Genomic DNA, 19,085 nt, shown 5'->3' with positions numbered 1-19,085 from the left:
AAGGTTTGCTAATTGAAATTATTTATTTCTGCAGATATAGAAGGAATTGCTGGTGTAGCCACTATTCAACAACTAACCACAAATGGTGAATATCAGCGTTTTCGCAAGATAATGACTGCTGAGGTTAATGCTGCTGTAAGAGGTGCCTTTATAGGAGGAGCTAAAGAAGTTGTGGTTGCCGATGGTCATGGGAACATGTCAAATATTTTGATAGAAGAGCTGGATCCAAGAGCACGATTGGTCTCCGGTAATAATCGTGTGATGTGTCAATTAGAGGGCCTTGATGAAACGTTTGATGGAATTATTTTTGTTGGGCACCATGGTAGAGAAAGTTCATCAAATGCTGTGATAAGCCATACGCTTGCAGGGATATGTGTAAAGGAAATGAAAATTAATAATCAAATTGTTGGGGAAACGGAAATGAATGCCCTGGTAGCTGGTAGTTTAAATATACCTGCTATTTTTATTAGTGGAGATGACCTTTATGTAGCGGAAGTGAAAGAAACATTACCAGATGTTGAATCAGTCGTAGTAAAATTTGCACGAGATCGCTTGGCTGCAGAACTGATTCATCCTGAATTAGTACAAATAGAAATTGAAAAAAAAGTTATATCTTCGATTAAGAGAATTAATAATATTAAGCCCTTAAAAATAGAAGGACCAATAACTTTTGAAATTGAATTCAAAGGTCCGCAGCAAGCAAAAATGACTTCAACACTTCCAACCGTTCAAATGATTAGCCCTACTAGAATCATGTTTACATGCGAAGACATGGTAACCGCATATAAACATATGTGGGGTTGTGTGATTATTGCTATTGCGGCAACTAATGGAGTGCTGGGAAATGTAAATGCTTGATATACACGTTTTTTTTAGTGTGATGATATGGAAACCACATATAAACATCTGTGGGGTTGCGTGATTATTGCAGTTGCATCCAAAAGGCTGAAACCCCAATCATCAAGGGTTTCAGCTTTTTTATGATTTTGCAAGCTACTTAATTGGAATATTGGATCGAGTATAGCTATTCTTGAATTCGAGCGGGATGAGTAATTGCAAACATTAAAAATTTTATCTGATATTCGCAAATTGGATGCAAACAACTATTTGAATTAAAAAGATGGTAGAATTGCGATAGATAATCAAAAAAATGAGGAATTTTCTGATGAAGAGTGGTATTCATAATATTATTTTTATAATGAGATTCCATTCTATTGGAGAGATATGATAGTATTGCGTCAAAGTAAACACAGAAGTGTCTAGCAGGATTTTCTCTCTATTTTGACGAATTGTGGAGGGAAGAGGGAGGGATTTTAAATGTTTGATTATATTCTTAGTGTAAAAAATGATAAAGAGTGGGAAATTATTTCAAGTATTCAAACTAACTTATTTGATATGAAAGACCATTGTTTTGTGATTAATGATAATGAAAAAAACATATTGTTAGATTATAAAAATAAGCCTCTTCGTTTAACTACACTAATTACAGATACACAAAACCAGGAAATTTACGGTTATGACGTAAAGGAATTCGCTGTTTGGACTATAACTGCTAATAGGGTTTACTGTTTGAATCCTAATAAAAACTACAAAGAATTTAAATTACCACTTAATGAAAATTAATATCAAAAACTGCACATCCATGTGGATGTGTTTTTATTTATATAAAAAGGATACACAAAAAATGTATCAAGAAATGAGGAAATAAAATGAATGATATTTTTGTTAAATCACTTTATGAGTCTATCATTAAAGAGAATCTTGAAATATACAAAGACTTGTATGAAACTACGAATGTTACTTCTAAAACAGATGATTATTTGAAAAAAGCTATAGGTTTTTACGATAGTTTAAATGACGAAAATAAAGTTACATTAATGAAGATAATTGAACAAACTATGATTGATACTATTTCAAACATGCTAGGAGTAATTGATGGAAGTTCGACTTTAAAAGATTGTTCGATAGAACCTAAATTACTTCTCGATTCTATTGACACAGAAGGAGAACTGCAAGGTTCGTTTATAGAATTCATAGAAGAAAGAGATAGTAACATCTAATTGGTTTTTTTAGAATGGGCTTCCTAAAACTATACTTTCTATGCGTATAACGATATATATTCATTAGACCCGACATCTTAAGTAGAAAGTACCCTCAATCAAAGAAGATTTAGTAATGATAATAGTAATGAAATGTTATATTCGCCACTAGCTATTTAACTATTGATTTCTTCGTCAGTAGTGAAAGAGTATCAGGAGATTTTATGCATACTAATACGTAGGGTTTATTTTTATGGTTATTGTAGTTAATCTCTTTACCTCTCCGTGTAAAAATGGAATATTATAACTATTGGTAGTTTGCTAGAGGGGGAGAAGAATGTTCACCTATGGGGCATTATTGTATACTAAAGGATATAGTGAGATGAGTTTTTCTAAACATGTGATGAGGACAAGCCTATGAAGGTATTGGATGTAGATTTATTACAAGATGGGCTACAGCGAAACATTACAATGTTAGAAAGATTAAATACTGAAATAACAACAATCCAGCGTGGAGTCGAAGGACTAGTTCAGATGGAGGAACAATTAAAAGGAGAAGGAGGAGGTGCCATTCGCTCCTTTTATGAGGAATGTCATTTACCATTTCTTCAGTTTTTTCAATTGTTTTCCTACGATTCTCAACAAGTACTTTATCAAATTAGCAAAGCTCTTAACTCACTTGAGCCGGACCTCTCAGGTTACATATTAGAAGAATTTTTAGAGGGCGAACTGGAGCAGGAATTGACACTTATTGGTCAACTTACCGCTAGTCTAACAGACGAAACAAATAGCATCATGGATCAGGTGAGTGACATTGTAGCACTACCCCATTTAGATGATAGCGCAGTGCAGGAGGGGGTTATTAGTTCTAAGAGAAAACGTGATGATACCCTCTCGCAACTGTATGAATTTGAAGCAACACAGACGACTGCTTTAAACACCATGGAACAGGATATCCGGACAATGGAAACATGGCTCTCTGATATAGAAGGGATGTTTAAAAGTGGGCTAACGGATGTTCATTTCCAAGCAGATAACTGGGGAGCATTGACTGCTAAAAATAAGTTGAAGACAGAATTGGCATCTCGTACATCTCCTATTGCCGTACTTTCCTCCATAGTGAATAGAGAAAATCAGTTGACGACTATGCTCCAGGCATTTATAGCTGGTAATGGTCCTATTCGATTTGGCTATGGTGGTTTGATTCACATAAACAATCCTTTTGTGGGTACAGATATGCTTGTCTTATCCTGTGCAAGACCAGAGAGCGGTGGGATTGAACAAGAAAAAATAAATATCCAAAAGAACAGCAATATTTTTCAAGACTTCTATGATCTAGGAATAGGTGCGTTAAAATCTGTAGCAACAATAAACCCATTCGATGATAAGTCATTCGGTGAAGCTATGCTAGAAAGAGCGAATGATGTTGGTCAAAGACAGACGGACGATTTTGTCGAGGTACAGCGATTTACTCATCGGACAGCTAATACATCTCTTTTAGGTTTACCTTCAGAATTGCACAAGGCTGGAACAGGAGAGGAGCATTTATTTTATACTACACGGGAGTTTGGTGAAGGCGGAGGTACTGACCTTATAGCTGATATGCTGGGCTATGGAGTCCCTGGGCTTGGTGCTGTTAAAGCTATTAGAGGTACATCTTTAGGAGCGAAAGGACTTACAACCGGGATCTCTGCACGCAATTTAGGACAATTTGCTAAAGAGGGTGCAGCCGTTGGTAGTATTATGTCAGCAGGAGAAATTGGCAGTCGGGAATTACTAAATCCAGAGGACACTAACTGGAAACAGAATGCATCAGAGTTAGGTCTAAATATTGCTGCAGGGGCTACATTGGATCCCTTATTTTCAATGGCAGTACCTATTGCTAAGTCTGTACAAAAGATGGTAAATGAGAAAGCAATTGTAGAAGCTGTTAATTCACCATCGAAAATTGGTGAAAGGATACCTAAGGGTACGGTTAAGATTGAAGGAATGCCTCCTCTTGTTCAGTCTAGAGTAAACTTAAGAAATGGAAGTGCAGCAGAAGGAGCAGGTTTTAATCATGTATTAGATAGGCATTTTAATCCTTCAAAGAATGCTTCCCAATTCTCAATTACACCTGACGTGCTTAAGGGAGTTCTTCAAAGTAAAGAAGTTGTGAACACTCCAGTTTCAAAAGTTTTATACTCAGATATAAAGTTAGCAGATGGGACAATCGAGAAGCAGGCTAGATATGTAAGGGAAGTTACATTAGACTCAAACATAGGTATTGATAAGTTTAGTGGTTCTCCTACAAATATTATGACAGTACTAACCGATAAGTATGGAAATCTAGTTACTACTACACCAGGGGTGATAAAATGAAACTAAACGGAAGCAAACAGGAACAGGATTTCAGAAAGGAGTTAGAAGGTTCGAACATTGTTACGGCTCAAGATGGTAAAGCAGAAGCAATATTGAATGTGTTAAGAACTACTTTTGGAGAAGTAAAAAGTGCATATATTTTAAATTGGACACCTGACCAAAGCGAAGACATATTCACTATTTTAGTTGACCTTGATAGAATTGCTAAAATTGAAATTAGTAGAGTCAATCATTCGGAAGTTCCTATAATTGAAACTTTTAATCTGAAGGATTTTCAAAGAGGGTTAAGTAAAATTTTTCAAATTAAATTAGCCGTAGCGATTGATTTAGCGAAAAAGGAACATCAAAACGGTTAAATCAGTATTGTGAAACCTTGATTGGCTATATGCCTTTCAAGGTTTTTTACTTTAAGATCTTTACGGTTAAAAGCAAGATGACTTTTGAATCAAAAACTCAGATTGAGGCAGGAGTTGATCCAAAAACTGCCCGTAAAGCAAGGGGAGATGAATTCTCGAACCAGCGCCCCCCCACCTTGTCGAATTTGTAAATAGTAATGATAATAGTAATGAAATGTAATATTTTCCACTAGCTATTTAACTGTTGTTTTTCTGTGACAGTAGTGAAAGAGTATCAGGAGTTTTTATGCATACTAATACGTAAGGTTTATTTTAAAGGTTATTGTAGTTAATCCCTTTACCTCTCCGTGTGAAAATGGAATATTATAACTATTGATAGTTTGCTAGAGGGGGAGAAGGATGTTCACCTATGGGGCATTATTGTATACTAAAGGATATAGTGAAATGAGTTTTTCTAAACATGTGATGAGGACAAGCCTATGAAGGTATTGGATGTAGATTTATTTCAAGAAGGGTTGCAGCGCAACATTATTATGATAGACAGGCTGAGCAGTGAAATGGAAGCTATCAACGATGCAGTGAAGGGTCTAGTTCAGATGGAGGATCAATTAAAGGGAGCAGGAGGTAATGCCATACGCTCTTTTTATCAGGAATGCCATTTACCACTTCTTTATTTTTTCCAGTCGTTTTCTGAACAGTTTAAACAAGTCCTTAGCCAGATGGAGGCAGCACTTCATTCACTGGAACCTGATTCCTCTGGTTACATACTCGAAACTTTCCTAGATGGAGAGCTAGAACAGGGACTTACGCTTATTGGCAAAATCACTGCTAGATTAACAGATGAGGCAAATAGTATCATGGATCAAGTCAGTGATATTGTTGCCCTGCCTCATTTAGACGATAGCGGAGTGCAGGAGGGAGTTATTAGTTCTAAGAGAAAACGTGATGATACTTTAAACCAACTTTATGAATTCGATGCTACCCAGACATACGCACTGAATCCAATTGAACAAGGTTTACAAATGATGGACACGTGGTTGACAGAAATCTATGGACTATTCCAATCAGGGGTCAAGGATATAAACTTCTTGCCGAGCCAATGGAATGTCCTTACGTTTAGAAGTGAGATAAGAACAGCATTGTTCCCAAAAATATACTTAAATCCAAATGACTTATGGATAAAAGAACAGGAACAACTGATGGGTACAGAAATTACTCCGGGAACTTTTCGGGCACTCGAGGGTAAAAAGACCAAAACAATCAAGAGAGGTACTTATGGAAGCTTTACCCTCTTAAAATTCCACCTGTACGAAAATGGGCTGATCGTCAAAGAATACCAGCTTGGGACAAGAAAGCCAATTCAATATGAAGTGGTAAACAAAGTAGAAGAGGAATTCGATGATGGTGGTTTCCGCGAGCTCGATGGGTACTTTGAGGGTACAAAACTTGCATTTGTTGATTATTTAAGACCGCACGCGATTGTCAAAAAAGGGGTCAAACTCGCTTTTTCCTCGGGGTCCAAACTATTTAAATATAAAGGCGATCTATCTGTAAAGAAAACTCCTACGGTTGAAAACAAGTCACCTAAGTATAGTGTGAATGGTAGTCAAGAGGCTGGAAACCCTAATAATGGTATGGTTAAAGATGTACCTTCTTATGGAAAGAATTCAGTACCTATCGGACCTTATAGAGAAGTCAATGGATTCCCTGTTAAAGTAAAGCCAGGTGCTCAAGAAAAGCATATTCCTAATACGCCAAATTTCAAACAAGAAATAGCAAATGGAAAAAACAAGAGTATTTTCTATGGCGATAATAAAACAGCACAAGAATTGCTTGATAAGTTTGCAGGGAAAGGTCAACTACTGCCAAACGGTAAAAAAGAAAGAGTAGACTTTGGTAAAACTATTGGGAATTACTATGATCGAAATACCGGTGAATATCTTGATACTACTAATGGATTGATACATTATGGGAAAGATGGAGCTCATATAGTACCGTCAAGGCCGTAAAAACAAAAGAAAAGAGGATGAATATGGGGTATGACTCTTTAATAGGAACATTAATAAAATATGAACATAGTGACATGATACTAGAATGGGAAAATGGATTAAGGATTGTTGGTGTACTAGATACAGTTTTTGAAACAGATAATGGGTTAGATGACGACGATGTAAATTATACCGAATTTGATGCAGCTGTTTTTCAAGTAAATGATATTTTAGCGCATCCTACTAATGAAGAAAGTCGTTTATATAAATGGTTAATACAAAAGAAAGGTTCATTAGTTGAAATTTCACTTTATGATGATCCGCCAAGTGCAGTTTTTTTAACTGAAGGAGAAAGTGTATGGAAAAGGGATAGTAAAAAATAAAAACGTTACTTTAAACATAACCTTGATGGGCTAAAATGCCTTTCAAGGTTTTTTTACTTTAATTTATATTAAGTCTGCTGATATTAGTGAGAATCAAATTGAAAATGATTAGATTGTAAGGATGTTTCTAGTAATGGCGGAGAAGTCCATCATATACCAGTTTATTCTGTTAGTCCGAAAAGTAGAGGTAACAGTCCTGGTGTAAGAATGAAACCATAGACCATAGACAAACAGCGAGTGGGGGTAAAATCTTTAATAGAACAAGGGAAATTAAATGAGGCTCAAAATATGGACATTAATGATTTAAGAAATAAGTTTGGTAACAAATATCATGAAGGTATTAGACAAATGTTAGAATATACTAAAAGATTAAACAAATCTGGGTGGGGTAAAAAATGAATGAACTTATAATAACTCCTAATAAGGGAGTAGGTCCAATTAGTTTTGGCATGACAAGAGAGGAGGTTAGAAATGTTTTAGGAGGAAATGTAGTAGAATATAAAAAAATGCCTATGTCTGATACTTTTACAGATGCATTTAATGATCATGGAATACACATATATTACGATAGTAACGATACGTGTGAAGCAATTGAAATGGCACTACCAGCAGACCCAAAATTTTCACATAAACACATGATTGGAAGGCCTTTTAGCGAACTGAAGTCAACTATTATTTCACAAGATAGTGATGTTGAATTGGATGGGGTGGGAATACTAACTCTATATTTATGAAGCACAACTGAAAATAGAAGAGTATATGAATTTGAAATAGATGGTAAGAAAAAAATATATCATAGAGCACCGAGTGGATAAATTCGGGAGAGGTCCTCACTTTCATGGTGCTGACGATTTGAAGGGAAGTCAATGGAAAAAGGAAGATATAATCAGTATCCTGGACATTCTCCAGAAGATTTTGTTGGTTAGAAAAAGAATGGTCGACCATGGAAAGGTGCTTAATTTGAGTGACGAAAGAAAAACAAAAATGGAGCTGTTAAAAAGAAAAAGTAGAAGAAAGAATTTATTAAAAGAAATAAACTTCATGAATCTTTCAGAGGAACCTTTTTTAAATATCGAAGATAATGATTTATTTTGTAAGAATGTGTTTTCCCTACTTAACAGAAAGGAAAATAAGATTCAATTGCAAGGAGATAGCTATAAAGAACATATTCAAAAATCAAGACAATTGTTAAACGATACTATTGATAATATCGAAGTAATACCAAAACAAGGAAGACTATTAATTTTTAGAGAAAATGAAATAGAAGCAGTGTTGGTTAATGTTAATGAAGTATTTAGTCACTTAAATGAAATGATTGAGTTAACAAAGTTTTCAGGTGGCTATGGTGATTTTATTCTAGTTGCAGAAGATTTTAATTTTGGTTTGTGTATTGAACGAACGGAATATTTTTATGAGTTAAGTGTTTGGGGACTATCATAAGGAAAAATTTGAGAACCTTGATTGGCTATATGCCTTTCAAGGTTTTTTACTTTAATTTGTTTTAAACTAAAAGAAATCCCAGACTTTATATATGATAACTTGGCTATTTATATTAATAAAAAGAAATTTGACAATGCTACTAATAACGAAAATATAAACCAATTATCGCAAGATAAAAATAAGTGTATAAAACTATTGAAAATAGAGGAGTATAAGATCTTGGAAACAAGCTCAAGTACAAAATCATGAATTGAATACATTCATAGTTTGAAGCCTCACTAATATGGGATAAATGAATTGTTTTGCGCTGAAAAAATTAGAAACTAAGCGTAATAAAGAACAATGTTGTTAATAGAGTAAGAGATTCCAAACAGGATATTCGGACAATGGAAACACAATTAATACCAGTGAAGGAATATCCAAGGGTACGGTAAAAGATGTTACTTTTAAAAAGGGTTATGATACACATTTAACCGTAGTGGAGGGTTTTAAAGCAAAACCGAATATAAGAATATTGAATTGGAAATTATTCACAATAACAATGATAGACTTAAACCATAAAAGAGGAGTGATATCTTGGAAGACTGGGAATATAATGAAATATTTGAGGCTATTAATGAAGACTACAATGATTATTTAAAATTAAATAGAGGACATGAGTATGCAATAGCAAGAACTGTTAATGATTATATAAATCTTGGAAAGATAGAAGACTTTATTGTTGATACTGCTATAGGTGAAATATTGTTATCCAAAAATAAGGTTTTTATTGGTTATGTTGAAGGGATAACAAAGAGATTAAGTATGTTTGAAGATTTAGATGATACAAGTGAATTAACACATGAAGAAATAGCTGACTTGACTAATAGGATAGAGAAAGTACTAGATGGTCTTACTAAGGTTGAGATAGATTATAACCCATACTCCGAATAGTAATTTGCGATGTTTGATGATGAAATTAATTTAAAGCACTTGATGTCCTTTTAGGGCATTAGGTGCTTTTTATGTGATATTTATGCTTTGCACAAAATGAAAATGTCTTTCATAGCTCATAAAGTTTGTGTCATCTAGGCATTCTGTTTTAGTGCTTGGTTTGTGAAAATAATAATGATAAATAGGTGAGATGAAATTTTACAAGCCGAGAGGACTTATAATACTGCCAAATACACAAACTGATGAAAATGACAAAGCTCGTGATGCTATATGTGGTAACGATACAGATATATATAGCTTGTGAATGGAAAATGAGGATCGTTTAGGGACAGGAGATGTTTGCTCATCTTTTGTCTAACCACGTTATGATTAGTTAAATAATAAACCATCGGATTGACAACCAGTGAAAAGTAAGCCTTAGTATTTGGAAAATTGGTTGGAATGGTAAGTATTTTATTTCTTCGCAAGGTAATATTGTTCGTAAAATGTACACTTAAATTTACGAAGTAAGTTAGTGGAAGAGGAAATAAAAAACGAGAATAGAATAAGAATCATTGAGGATTAGGATTTTCGCAATTAATAAATAAATTATTTCTTGAAGGGGTGAGAGACTTTAATATTAATCAAACTGTAAAAACGTCGGGTGCTTACGTTTTATTTCGGGGGCTGTTTATTTTTCAAGTTGGTCCTACAAAAGAGGCAGATAAACTTGGAGTAGTTAGGCTCGTACAAGCGGATCAGTTCCAATAAATGATTTAACAAGATTCAATGCTCCTAAGCAATTGCAATTTGTTTATGATATGTTATCAAATAACCCCAAAAGGTGGAATTATTTAAACGAAGCTGAGCAACTACATGCAAACTGGTATATAACACAATATGAGGTATTCGATAATGAAGTTATCTAGAGAAAGAGCAGAACAACTTGCACTTGAATATGTAAATAAAGATAAGAATGACAATTTCAAGTTAGAACTAATTGATGTAGAAGTTTCTAAAATTCCCCCCAAATATTGGGCCGCCACTTTTGAAGTTAGAACGTCAGAAGGCGATATTTTAGAGGGTCCTTTACTTATACTTGTAGATGACGATTTTGAAAAAGCAATGAGTTTAGATGAGGATGTTGAATCTCACATGGCTAATAGAGAATAAGTGAAGTATCCTTTTCAAATCCAAATTGAAAGAACCTTGATTGGCTTTGTGCCTTTCAAGGTTTTTACTTTATTTTTTTTAAAGACGTCTGATAATTGATTGAAACAATAAAAAAATGAATTGTTTAAGAATCGAGAGCTCAAGATGGTAGTACCACATTACGGAATATCATGTTAATGCCTGGTTTGGTGGAGTGGAATAATAATTAGGCGAGTGCTTTACTTCAATAAGGAGAGGTACGTATAGGACGTGAAAAGGCACTAGATTCTCCCTATGATTTTGTGAACTATTGGACTTTCGGGATTTCAGATGGAATTGTGTCAGGAGCCAATGAAAGAAGTGCCAAAATGTTCGACTCGAAACTAGATTTTTTAAATTATGCTACATTTGGTTTTAGTGGAATGGTTAAAGAAGCAATTTTTCCAGATGATCCCTTTTCAAAAGAACATTGGCAAAATAGCATTGGATTTGTTGGAAGCATAATTGGGCTTAGATTGGCAGCAGCTCCGTCACCGGTTAAGAAACCTGGTAATGGTGTTGGGGATAGTAAATAACAAATGAAGGAAAAAATGTGAGTGAAAGGACAATTAATAATGGGGAAGGAACATCTAAGGGTATAGAAAAAGATAATATATTTTCTAATGGGTCGTTTAATCATGTATTTCATGGTGAAATAAACAAAAAACGTAAAGCTGTAGGTTATCATCATGAAAGTATGATGGGTGGAAAAATAGTCGAGATAACGGACCCTCCTAATAAATATGGGGTATACCGTGCAATAGTTGAAATTGAAGGGAAAAATAAAAAGGTGCCTTCAACATTTTTTCCGAGTGATTGGAATAGAGTACAAGTTACAGTTGCGATAAAACAGGCTTACAGTAATAGAAAAGTGATAAAGGATAATTTATATGAAGGTATTTTACCTAATGGTATGAAAATCCAAATGAGGTTAGACCCTGAAGGGAAAATTAAAACTACTTACCCAATATATTAAGGAAGTGTACAAATATGAAATATGAAATCAAGTTTAGGGAAAACGAAAGAGGTATTGAAGTGGAGGTTCCAGATGCTATTTCCGCAGTAGCAATACTTCTAATGGGCGATGTTCAAAGCAACAGTCAACCATGGTTAAAATTAATAAACAAAGTTATAAGAGGCGAGTCAAATTATGAGGAATGTACAGGAAATAATTGTACATTGGAGATTAATCAAGATATAACAAAAATTCTTGATAACTATAGTGAGGAAGAAGATGAATGTGTAATTGAAACAAATGAGCTAAAGAAGATAATAGAATTGTGGGCAGAAAAGATAAATAGTACTGTTGAGTAAATGATAAAAAACCTTGATAGCATAATGCATTCAAGGTTTCTTTTTTTTGAGGGGCTACCCAGTGCCGAATAACTTCGATTTATTAAGAGAAAAAGTAATAACACGGTTACGTCATCCGCTTTAATTGCAGAGATTGGTGACATTCATCGGTTCGCAAACTCTGATAAACTCGCAAGATATGCGGGAATAGCCCCTATCAGAATGGGGTCGGGTGGTAAAGAGAAGATGAAGAAAATTTAAAAATGTGAAATTTATCTAAAAATACAAATATATAGATAAGTGAATTCTAAAAAATTCTTAAATTTTATCAAGTGATATAGTTTTTCTTTAAGATATTGATAATTTATTTACATTTGCTAAAAAACTAACTTAGAATAATGTTTATTTTTTGGTTTAATATTAATACAATGGAATCAATTGTTATCCATTTAAATCAAAGTGGATAATTAAATAATCAATAAACATGATGGGAGATGTAAAATGAAAAAATTTTCTTTGTTACTATTTATTCTGGTTTTTTTGTTAGCGTGCGAGGAGAAAAATACGATAGAGAATTCTTCAAAAGTTGAATCCGATAATTTTATCTTTATTAAAGAGGAAGATATTGAAGTACCTGAAGGTGCATATTTAGCTGAAAATATTACCGAAGACCTTACTGGGGATGGAATAGAAGACGAAATTATTCTTTATATTAGTCCTCCACCTATTATTGCAGAGACGGGAGAATTCCTATGGGATGACTCTCATTTGTGGCAATTAATCCTTATTGATCAAGGTAAGAAGTATCCGTTGTATAATGACTCTGTTAGAGGTGTTCTAGATTTTTGGATAGCCGAGAACGAAGGAAAAAAAGAGCTTGTACTATTTAATAGCGGTCAACATTTAATGTTGTATAAATATAATTATGATAAAGAGAAGTTTATACGAAATGAACTATTCTATGAAAAGTTAATTATTAATCAATCATTTTCACAATGGTAAAAATAAATGGTAGAATCCTAAACCAACCATGTTCATAACTAATTAACCAATAATCAAATTAGATAGATAATGAAAATAAAACCACCAACCAGTTATGGAAGGTGGTTATTTTTTATGTTATTTAGTTACTTTGAAGATAAAAGGTTCAATATCAATTTCGTAGTTTTGACTATATCCCTCTGCATGTACTTGTATTTCTGTAGTTGCAGAATCCAAGGCAGGGAATGTAACCACTCCTGATGTTGATATACCAGGAAGTATATCTGATTGTAAGTCAGGGAAATCAGCCTCGTAATCTGTTTCTTCTTCATATTGAGTACCATTAGATACAAGTTTTATGCTGTGAGTATAAAATGAAATGTTGTCATTTGTGTTATTGGTAACCGTTACATATAAACGAGTGTGAGGTTCTGCAAACTCAATTTTATCCACTTGTACAACGAATCCGTGTTGATCAATAGTTTCTCCAGTTGTTAATGTCTCTAGAGTAGGTGCTACTGCATCTATATAACTTATTACTTCAAGAGACTTAGCATTCATAACTGGGGCGATTACTACCCCGCCTAGCATGTTTTCTCCTTCAAATTCATCTTCTATTACACCGTCTACTTTAACATAGTCACCGTCATTCACTTCAAAGTTAGGATCCTGAAAGGCAACGATTGTATTGTACTCTGAATTTTTAGGGTCGGCAAAAACTTGAAGATAAACGCCGTCATTATCTTTTTCTGGAGTACTAAAAACTTTACCTACAAAGCTATAATTATAACCTTTAAACTTTTTAGGCTAGGTATATAATTTTGCGATATCACTTTCTTCAATAATTTTTCCTATTATTTGGGAGGTGGTTTGTTTAAATGTATATTGAACCAAAAGAGTTATTGTTAAAAATGAAAGAGCATGACTTTGTCTATGATACTAAAGTCGGCAAAATGGTCAATAAGAAATATGAGGAAGATAAAGCTTATGTATTTAAAATATTGGACTTATTATATGAAAACTTTCACAGGGTAAGATTTGTATATGATTTAAGTGAAAGTGTAATCGGCAAAGGAAAATGGGCTGTTTTAATTTCTCAAAAATTTGCAGTGGCAGATAAAAGAATTCCCATTCCAACAGTACCATTTCACCTACAATATGATGGCAAAATTAATATATCCATAATGGCAAAGCACTCATATTTTATGCTCATTGGATTTTTTCAAGAGTTAGATGATGAGATATGTGTCTCTTTGAATTTTAAGAATGATGAGTACAGGAAAATATACAAGAAACTCGTGGAAAACCAGACATTTGTATAAAATTTTGACAGCCTTTAAGGGCTGTTTTTATTTGAAGGGAAAACAATGCTCAAATTAAATATTATTCAATTTGTCTTCGGTTGCTTTAGTAAATAAGAAAGTTAATTATAAATGAAATAGGAGAAAATATTCTAGCTCATTTTTTTGTGCACTTTAAATCAGACAATACCTTTATAATGAAAAGATTTAAAAGGGATATATAATTAATTCCTTTGTAATGATAAGATTTATACTTAATTTACCTAGATTTTAACCCCATTTTAACCCCAACTACAAAAAATGAAATACTTTTTATATAAATAAAAAAACCACAAACCCTGTGATAACAAGGGGTGTGGCTACTATTAATATATGGTCCCGACTGGTCTCGAACCAGCGACCCCCACCTTGTCGAATTTGTAACCTTTAAATAACCTGGTTAAATTGAATTCGATTAAGTTAAATAAGTCTGATTTAATAAGGTTTTCATGACTGTTAAAGTCATTTCAGTAAAATAAGTTCGGTACAAAAAAATAATTATGCGGACAAATTGCGGACAAAAGAGTAAACAGGTGGTCTGTATTACTCTTTTGATGAAAACAGGTTACTACAGTTTCAGTAATACCTAATCCTTCATGAGTTAATTTCAGAATTGCTCTTATTAGGTATGCCTCTATGATTTTTCTAAATAGAATCCCCACTTAATGTATTAGCAACATTCGTTAGACTCCAGCTTTTTTAATAACAACATTTACTTTCATATAGCAAGTTCTCTCATTAAAGATAAAATCAAACTACATATTCATTAATATCTATTTAACTACTATTTTCTTTAATTGGTAGTTAAAAAGTCTCGGTCTATTATTTTTTTGTTAATTCGTATGGTTTATTTTTTTGGTTATTATTACTTCTCCCTTTACCTTCTCACGTATAAATGGAATATTATAACTATTAGTAGTTTGCTAGAGGGGGAGAAGCATGTTCACCTGTGAGGTATTATTGTATAATAAAGAATATTGTGAAGTGGCTATTTGTAGATGCTCGGTGAGGCAAAGTCTATGAAAATATTGGATGTAGATTTATTTCAAGAGGGGTTGAAGCGCAACATTATTATGTTAGACAGGCTGAGCAGTGAAATGGAAGCTATCAACGATGCAGTGAAGGGTCTAGTTCAGATGGAGGACCAATTAAAGGGAGTGGGGGGTAATGCCATCCGTTCTTTTTACCAGGAATGCCATTTGCCGTTTCTTCACTTTTACCAGGTGTTTTCTGAGCAGTTTAAACAAGTGCTTAACCAGATGGAGGCAGCACTTCATTCACTGGAACCTGATTCCTCCGGCTACATACTCGAAACTTTCCTTGACGGAGAGCTAGAACAGGGACTTACGCTTATTGGCGAACTCACTGCTAGTTTGACGGATGAGGCAAACAGCATCATGGACCAGGTAAGCGATATTGTCGGCCTGCCTCATTTAGACGATAGTGGAGTGCAGGAAGGAGTCATTAGTTCTAAGAGAAAACGTGATGATACCTTAATGCAACTTTATGAATTCGATGCTGTCCAGACAAACGCACTGAATCCCATTGAACATGGTTTGCAGACGATGGACACGTGGTTGACGGATATGGAAGGCTTGTTCCAAGCAGGGGTGAAGGATATAAACTTTTTGCCGAGTCAGTGGGATGTCTTGACGTTTAGAAGTGATATTAAAACAGAATTGTTTCCAAAAGTATACTTAAATCCAAATGACTTATGGGTAAAAGAACAGGAACAGCTTATTGGTACGATGATTAGTGCAGCGACTTTTCAAGCGATGCATGGAAAGAAAGTTAAGACTATTGAAGAAAACGTAGCGGAAAATATAAAATATCATGCGTATGATAATGGTTTACTCATTAAAGAGTATGTTATAGATCAAACTGTTTTCTACGAAGTTGTTTCTAAAGTTGAATATAAAGAAGAGGCTATTATAGTCGACAAACCGAAAGAAAACAAATTACTAGATTCTTTTCAGTTTGGATTAGATTTAGCAGGACTAATACCTGTTGTTGGTGAAGTAGCAGATGGAGTAAATGGTGTTATCTATGCGGCCAGAGGGGATGCATTAAATGCGGGACTTTCTTTTTCCGCGATGATTCCCTTTGCTGGCTGGGTAAGTACGGGTGGAAAATTCGTAAATAAAGGAAGCGATTTATATTCATCAAGAAATGTTTTGAGTACAGAGAAAGTGGAGTCCATCTATACGCCAATTTACCAAGATGTCGTCAACAGTCCACTTGGCAAAACTCAAAATCAACTAGATATCTTATATAAAACTCATTCCCAATTGAATACGCCATATACCCTTATGTTTAATTTACCATCTGCCAAAACGGATATCCCTACGAGTATCAAAAGTGGAGATGTTGAAGTTAAGACTGAAATAAAGAATGTGGAAGTTGGGGCTAAGGGTACGGTTAAAGATAGGCAGATAGACTATACTAGAGGTTTTGACGTGGAGCCTAAATATAGCTCTTATGAGCAAAGGGTAAAAACTACACCCGTTAATAAAGGTGAATGGAGTAGCGAACGAGCAGAATCGTTATTTATCTCTGATAAGACCGGAGAAATTAAAAAATATCTTGATAAAGCTGGTGTTGATGGAGTTGAGTACAAAAACGGAATGCCAGACTTTTCTTCATTTTCCAAAGGTGAAATTAAATTAGAAAACATGACTAATGATAGAAAATCAAATTTTTCGATTGCTGATGAAGAATTGGCTAAAAAGTGGAGTACACCAGATCAAAAATGGACAACAGAAGATATAGCTGATTGGCGAGAAGATAATAAATATACTTGGCACGAACTTAATGACTTGGAAACAATACAATTGGTACCAAGTAAAATCAATAGTGTTTTTAAACATTTGGGTGGAGTTGGCGAATATAATATAAAAGTTAAGTTAGGAGAGTAATAAGAAATGACAATTATTAATGATGATTTATTTGGAAAACTTGAATATAAAAACAACTTTTGGAGAGGAAAAACAACTATTAGAATGTTTGATTTGGAAAGAGAAATACTATTAAGTGTTGATGCACATGAAAGTGCTGATTTTTCAAATGTACAAAGAGAAACATTTCTTAATTTTATTCAAGATATGAAAAATATAATAAATGAGGCAGAAAAGCAAGTATATGATTACTATATTGAGAACTATGAAGAGTACAGAGAGATGTTAGGGAATAATTCAGAAGCAGACAATTTTGCTCCAAAAATTGATTCTATCTCAGATTTAAAAAGATTAGTGAAGCCAACTGAATTAATTGTAAGAAGAGTAAGGAAGAATGGAAAAAGAAGACTGGGTTTGCTTTGCGATGTCTCTTGGGATATTGAAAATGGTTTAGGAATAAAAATTGAAGATGAAATTGTAGAAGAAGTAGGTTATCAAGATATTGTACTATAAATCAGCAAATATAACCGCTAAGATTGACCTTGAATGGCTAACAGCTTATTCAAGGTTTTTTTATAGGATTAATTAAATTTTTACCATGGACAACAAAAATTTTCTACTCTCAGAATTCATAACTCAAAGAATATTGCGAAGTAGTTATTTCCAAAAGCTTAATGGGGAAAAGTCTATGAAAGTATTAGATGTAGATTTATTTCAAGAAGGACCAGCAAAGAAATCTGGAAATGCAACGGTCGAAGGTAAAGCAATAGATGAAGTAAAAGGTGTGACTGAAAGTACAAGTAATACTGTGGAAGGGATCCATAAGGGTACGGATGAATTCAGTTATCGAACTAGTCAGGCTAACAATGTTAATATATCCGAAAGCAGCATTAAACATTCAAATATAGGTGACTTCACAACCGTACCTAAAACAGGAGATATTTCAAAAATGAAGGGAGGAGGACATGGACAAAGTAATATTGAATTCTTAGAAATAAATAATTTAGATTATAATATAACTAAAGTATATGAGAACGGTGTTAGAGTAGGTAATGTACCTGGACACAAGGTGAAAGCAAAAAGAACAGGTTCTAATCAATCATGGTTTCCTGAAAACTGGACAGAGTCTGATATTAAAGCAGCAGGAGCTAAGAGTGCTTAATTTCCCGGATTTTCCAATGCAGAAAATGGTGTTCCTATTTTTGGAGATTATAAAGCGGTTAGAGTTGGAGTGATAAAAACAAATGGAGAGATAGGGACTATTTTTCCAGATGCCACCAAACAATCGTAGATAGTTGGAGGATGAATATGGATATTGAAATTAAAATGACAGCTATATTAAATAAAAGAAAAAAATTAAATTTAAATGATGACTATGGAATACAAAATAGTTGGAATGAAATAATAGAAGTTCTCGTAAAAAATGAGGGAAATACTTTAAAATATTTAGAAAACTGTGGTAAAGAGGATTTATATTGGTTAAGTGAAGTTTTTGAAGATATTACAGAAATAGTACAAAGTAAAGAACTAATTAATTGCTTAAGAAAATTAGATAAAAAATTTCCGGAATTAGAAATGACAAAAGATATTGATATAGCAGAAAGTTATATAGAAAACCCATAGGTAAAAAAGGAATATTGTGAGCAAATAGTTAGGTAAAAGATTATTTTGTCATTCATAGTGTTTTTTTGGAATTTAGCACGGAATGATGTAATTAAATATTGTTGGTGGGATTGCGGTACAAATGAGATTGTCAAATCATGTTCTATTTCTTTTTATTAATCTTGAAAATTAACAATTAGTGAACGTCATGCTATTATTATAAGAATATTCAGTGGGAATTTTATAATTTGTGCGGGAATTGAAAAATACTTGGTGGACGCATAAGCTAATCATCTATGGTGAAA

General features: G+C 33.7%; 21 protein-coding genes and 2 pseudogenes. 22 read left to right on the top strand and 1 reads right to left on the bottom strand.

Features of this window, described 5'->3' with window-relative positions:
- The first annotated feature begins 12 nt into the window (after nucleotides 1-12).
- From MKY09_RS11705 to MKY09_RS11625, 17 genes and pseudogenes are all read left to right on the top strand, one after another.
- Nucleotides 13-858: a M55 family metallopeptidase gene (locus tag MKY09_RS11705; RefSeq protein ID WP_342566722.1), complete on the top strand. Its 846-nt coding sequence runs from the start codon at nucleotides 13-15 to the stop codon at nucleotides 856-858.
- A 459-nt stretch (nucleotides 859-1,317) separates the two neighbouring features.
- Nucleotides 1,318-1,623 carry a hypothetical protein gene (locus MKY09_RS11700; protein ID WP_342566721.1) on the top strand — a complete coding sequence of 102 codons (306 nt, stop codon included), beginning with the start codon at nucleotides 1,318-1,320 and terminating at the stop codon, nucleotides 1,621-1,623.
- An 86-nt stretch (nucleotides 1,624-1,709) separates the two neighbouring features.
- Nucleotides 1,710-2,060, top strand: coding sequence for a transposase (locus MKY09_RS11695; protein WP_342566720.1), 351 nt, complete (start codon nucleotides 1,710-1,712; stop codon nucleotides 2,058-2,060).
- 396 nt (nucleotides 2,061-2,456) lie between these two features.
- On the top strand, nucleotides 2,457-4,400 hold the full coding sequence (locus MKY09_RS11690) for an LXG domain-containing protein (RefSeq protein ID WP_342566719.1): 1,944 nt from the start codon (nucleotides 2,457-2,459) through the stop codon (nucleotides 4,398-4,400).
- Entirely contained in the window at nucleotides 4,397-4,756 is a 360-nt protein-coding gene (locus MKY09_RS11685) for a hypothetical protein (protein WP_340883809.1), read from the top strand. The genes MKY09_RS11690 and MKY09_RS11685 overlap by 4 nt, the downstream gene beginning before the upstream one ends.
- A 479-nt stretch (nucleotides 4,757-5,235) precedes the next feature.
- Nucleotides 5,236-6,765, top strand: a complete 1,530-nt coding sequence (locus tag MKY09_RS11680) for a T7SS effector LXG polymorphic toxin (protein WP_342566718.1) — start codon at nucleotides 5,236-5,238, stop codon at nucleotides 6,763-6,765.
- A 23-nt stretch (nucleotides 6,766-6,788) separates the two neighbouring features.
- The gene (locus tag MKY09_RS11675; RefSeq protein ID WP_342566717.1) at nucleotides 6,789-7,127 is read left to right on the top strand and encodes a hypothetical protein; all 339 of its coding nucleotides are present in this window, start codon (nucleotides 6,789-6,791) and stop codon (nucleotides 7,125-7,127) included.
- Between the two features lie 395 nt (nucleotides 7,128-7,522).
- Nucleotides 7,523-7,861, top strand: a complete 339-nt coding sequence (locus tag MKY09_RS11670; RefSeq protein ID WP_169361425.1) for a hypothetical protein — start codon at nucleotides 7,523-7,525, stop codon at nucleotides 7,859-7,861.
- A gap of 40 nt (nucleotides 7,862-7,901) precedes the next feature.
- Nucleotides 7,902-8,567: a hypothetical protein gene (locus tag MKY09_RS11665; RefSeq protein WP_342566716.1), complete on the top strand. Its 666-nt coding sequence runs from the start codon at nucleotides 7,902-7,904 to the stop codon at nucleotides 8,565-8,567.
- Nucleotides 8,568-9,143: 576 nt separating this feature from the next.
- Nucleotides 9,144-9,500 (top strand): Imm3 family immunity protein, encoded by a 357-nt coding sequence (locus tag MKY09_RS11660; RefSeq protein WP_342566715.1) that lies wholly within the window; start codon nucleotides 9,144-9,146, stop codon nucleotides 9,498-9,500.
- Between the two features lie 603 nt (nucleotides 9,501-10,103).
- Nucleotides 10,104-10,226: pseudogene (locus MKY09_RS11655) on the top strand (NUDIX hydrolase); the annotation flags it as partial.
- 168 nt (nucleotides 10,227-10,394) lie between these two features.
- Nucleotides 10,395-10,652: a hypothetical protein gene (locus MKY09_RS11650; protein ID WP_342566714.1), complete on the top strand. Its 258-nt coding sequence runs from the start codon at nucleotides 10,395-10,397 to the stop codon at nucleotides 10,650-10,652.
- Between the two features lie 347 nt (nucleotides 10,653-10,999).
- Nucleotides 11,000-11,206 carry a hypothetical protein gene (locus MKY09_RS11645; RefSeq protein WP_342566713.1) on the top strand — a complete coding sequence of 69 codons (207 nt, stop codon included), beginning with the start codon at nucleotides 11,000-11,002 and terminating at the stop codon, nucleotides 11,204-11,206.
- A gap of 17 nt (nucleotides 11,207-11,223) precedes the next feature.
- Nucleotides 11,224-11,646 (top strand): EndoU domain-containing protein, encoded by a 423-nt coding sequence (locus MKY09_RS11640; RefSeq protein WP_342566712.1) that lies wholly within the window; start codon nucleotides 11,224-11,226, stop codon nucleotides 11,644-11,646.
- Nucleotides 11,647-11,660: 14 nt separating this feature from the next.
- Nucleotides 11,661-11,984 (top strand): hypothetical protein, encoded by a 324-nt coding sequence (locus MKY09_RS11635; protein WP_340883821.1) that lies wholly within the window; start codon nucleotides 11,661-11,663, stop codon nucleotides 11,982-11,984.
- Between the two features lie 105 nt (nucleotides 11,985-12,089).
- Nucleotides 12,090-12,224: pseudogene (locus MKY09_RS11630) on the top strand (transposase); the annotation flags it as partial.
- Nucleotides 12,225-12,464: 240 nt separating this feature from the next.
- Nucleotides 12,465-12,965 (top strand): hypothetical protein, encoded by a 501-nt coding sequence (locus MKY09_RS11625; RefSeq protein WP_342566711.1) that lies wholly within the window; start codon nucleotides 12,465-12,467, stop codon nucleotides 12,963-12,965.
- Nucleotides 12,966-13,082: 117 nt separating this feature from the next.
- Here the strand turns inward: MKY09_RS11625 and MKY09_RS11620 are convergent, their stop codons facing one another.
- Nucleotides 13,083-13,598, bottom strand: coding sequence for a hypothetical protein (locus tag MKY09_RS11620; RefSeq protein ID WP_342566710.1), 516 nt, complete (start codon nucleotides 13,596-13,598; stop codon nucleotides 13,083-13,085).
- Nucleotides 13,599-13,822: 224 nt separating this feature from the next.
- On the opposite strand from MKY09_RS11620, the gene MKY09_RS11615 reads away from it, so the two are divergent.
- The 5 genes from MKY09_RS11615 to MKY09_RS11595 all read left to right on the top strand — a co-directional run bounded on the left by MKY09_RS11615 (nucleotide 13,823) and on the right by MKY09_RS11595 (nucleotide 18,801).
- Entirely contained in the window at nucleotides 13,823-14,266 is a 444-nt protein-coding gene (locus MKY09_RS11615) for a hypothetical protein (RefSeq protein ID WP_342566709.1), read from the top strand.
- A 1,037-nt stretch (nucleotides 14,267-15,303) separates the two neighbouring features.
- Nucleotides 15,304-17,199 carry a T7SS effector LXG polymorphic toxin gene (locus MKY09_RS11610; RefSeq protein ID WP_342566708.1) on the top strand — a complete coding sequence of 632 codons (1,896 nt, stop codon included), beginning with the start codon at nucleotides 15,304-15,306 and terminating at the stop codon, nucleotides 17,197-17,199.
- 6 nt (nucleotides 17,200-17,205) lie between these two features.
- Nucleotides 17,206-17,691: a hypothetical protein gene (locus MKY09_RS11605; protein WP_342566707.1), complete on the top strand. Its 486-nt coding sequence runs from the start codon at nucleotides 17,206-17,208 to the stop codon at nucleotides 17,689-17,691.
- Between the two features lie 175 nt (nucleotides 17,692-17,866).
- Nucleotides 17,867-18,340 carry an EndoU domain-containing protein gene (locus tag MKY09_RS11600; RefSeq protein ID WP_342566706.1) on the top strand — a complete coding sequence of 158 codons (474 nt, stop codon included), beginning with the start codon at nucleotides 17,867-17,869 and terminating at the stop codon, nucleotides 18,338-18,340.
- 146 nt (nucleotides 18,341-18,486) lie between these two features.
- A complete protein-coding gene (locus tag MKY09_RS11595; RefSeq protein ID WP_342566705.1) occupies nucleotides 18,487-18,801 on the top strand; it encodes a hypothetical protein in 315 nt (104 codons plus the stop codon).
- Nucleotides 18,802-19,085 lie beyond the last annotated feature (284 nt).

Source organism: Psychrobacillus sp. FSL K6-4046 (assembly GCF_038624605.1).
Lineage (GTDB): Bacteria > Bacillota > Bacilli > Bacillales_A > Planococcaceae > Psychrobacillus.
Note: the sequence above shows the minus strand (reverse complement) of the source record. Positions and strands in the feature narration are given on the sequence as shown.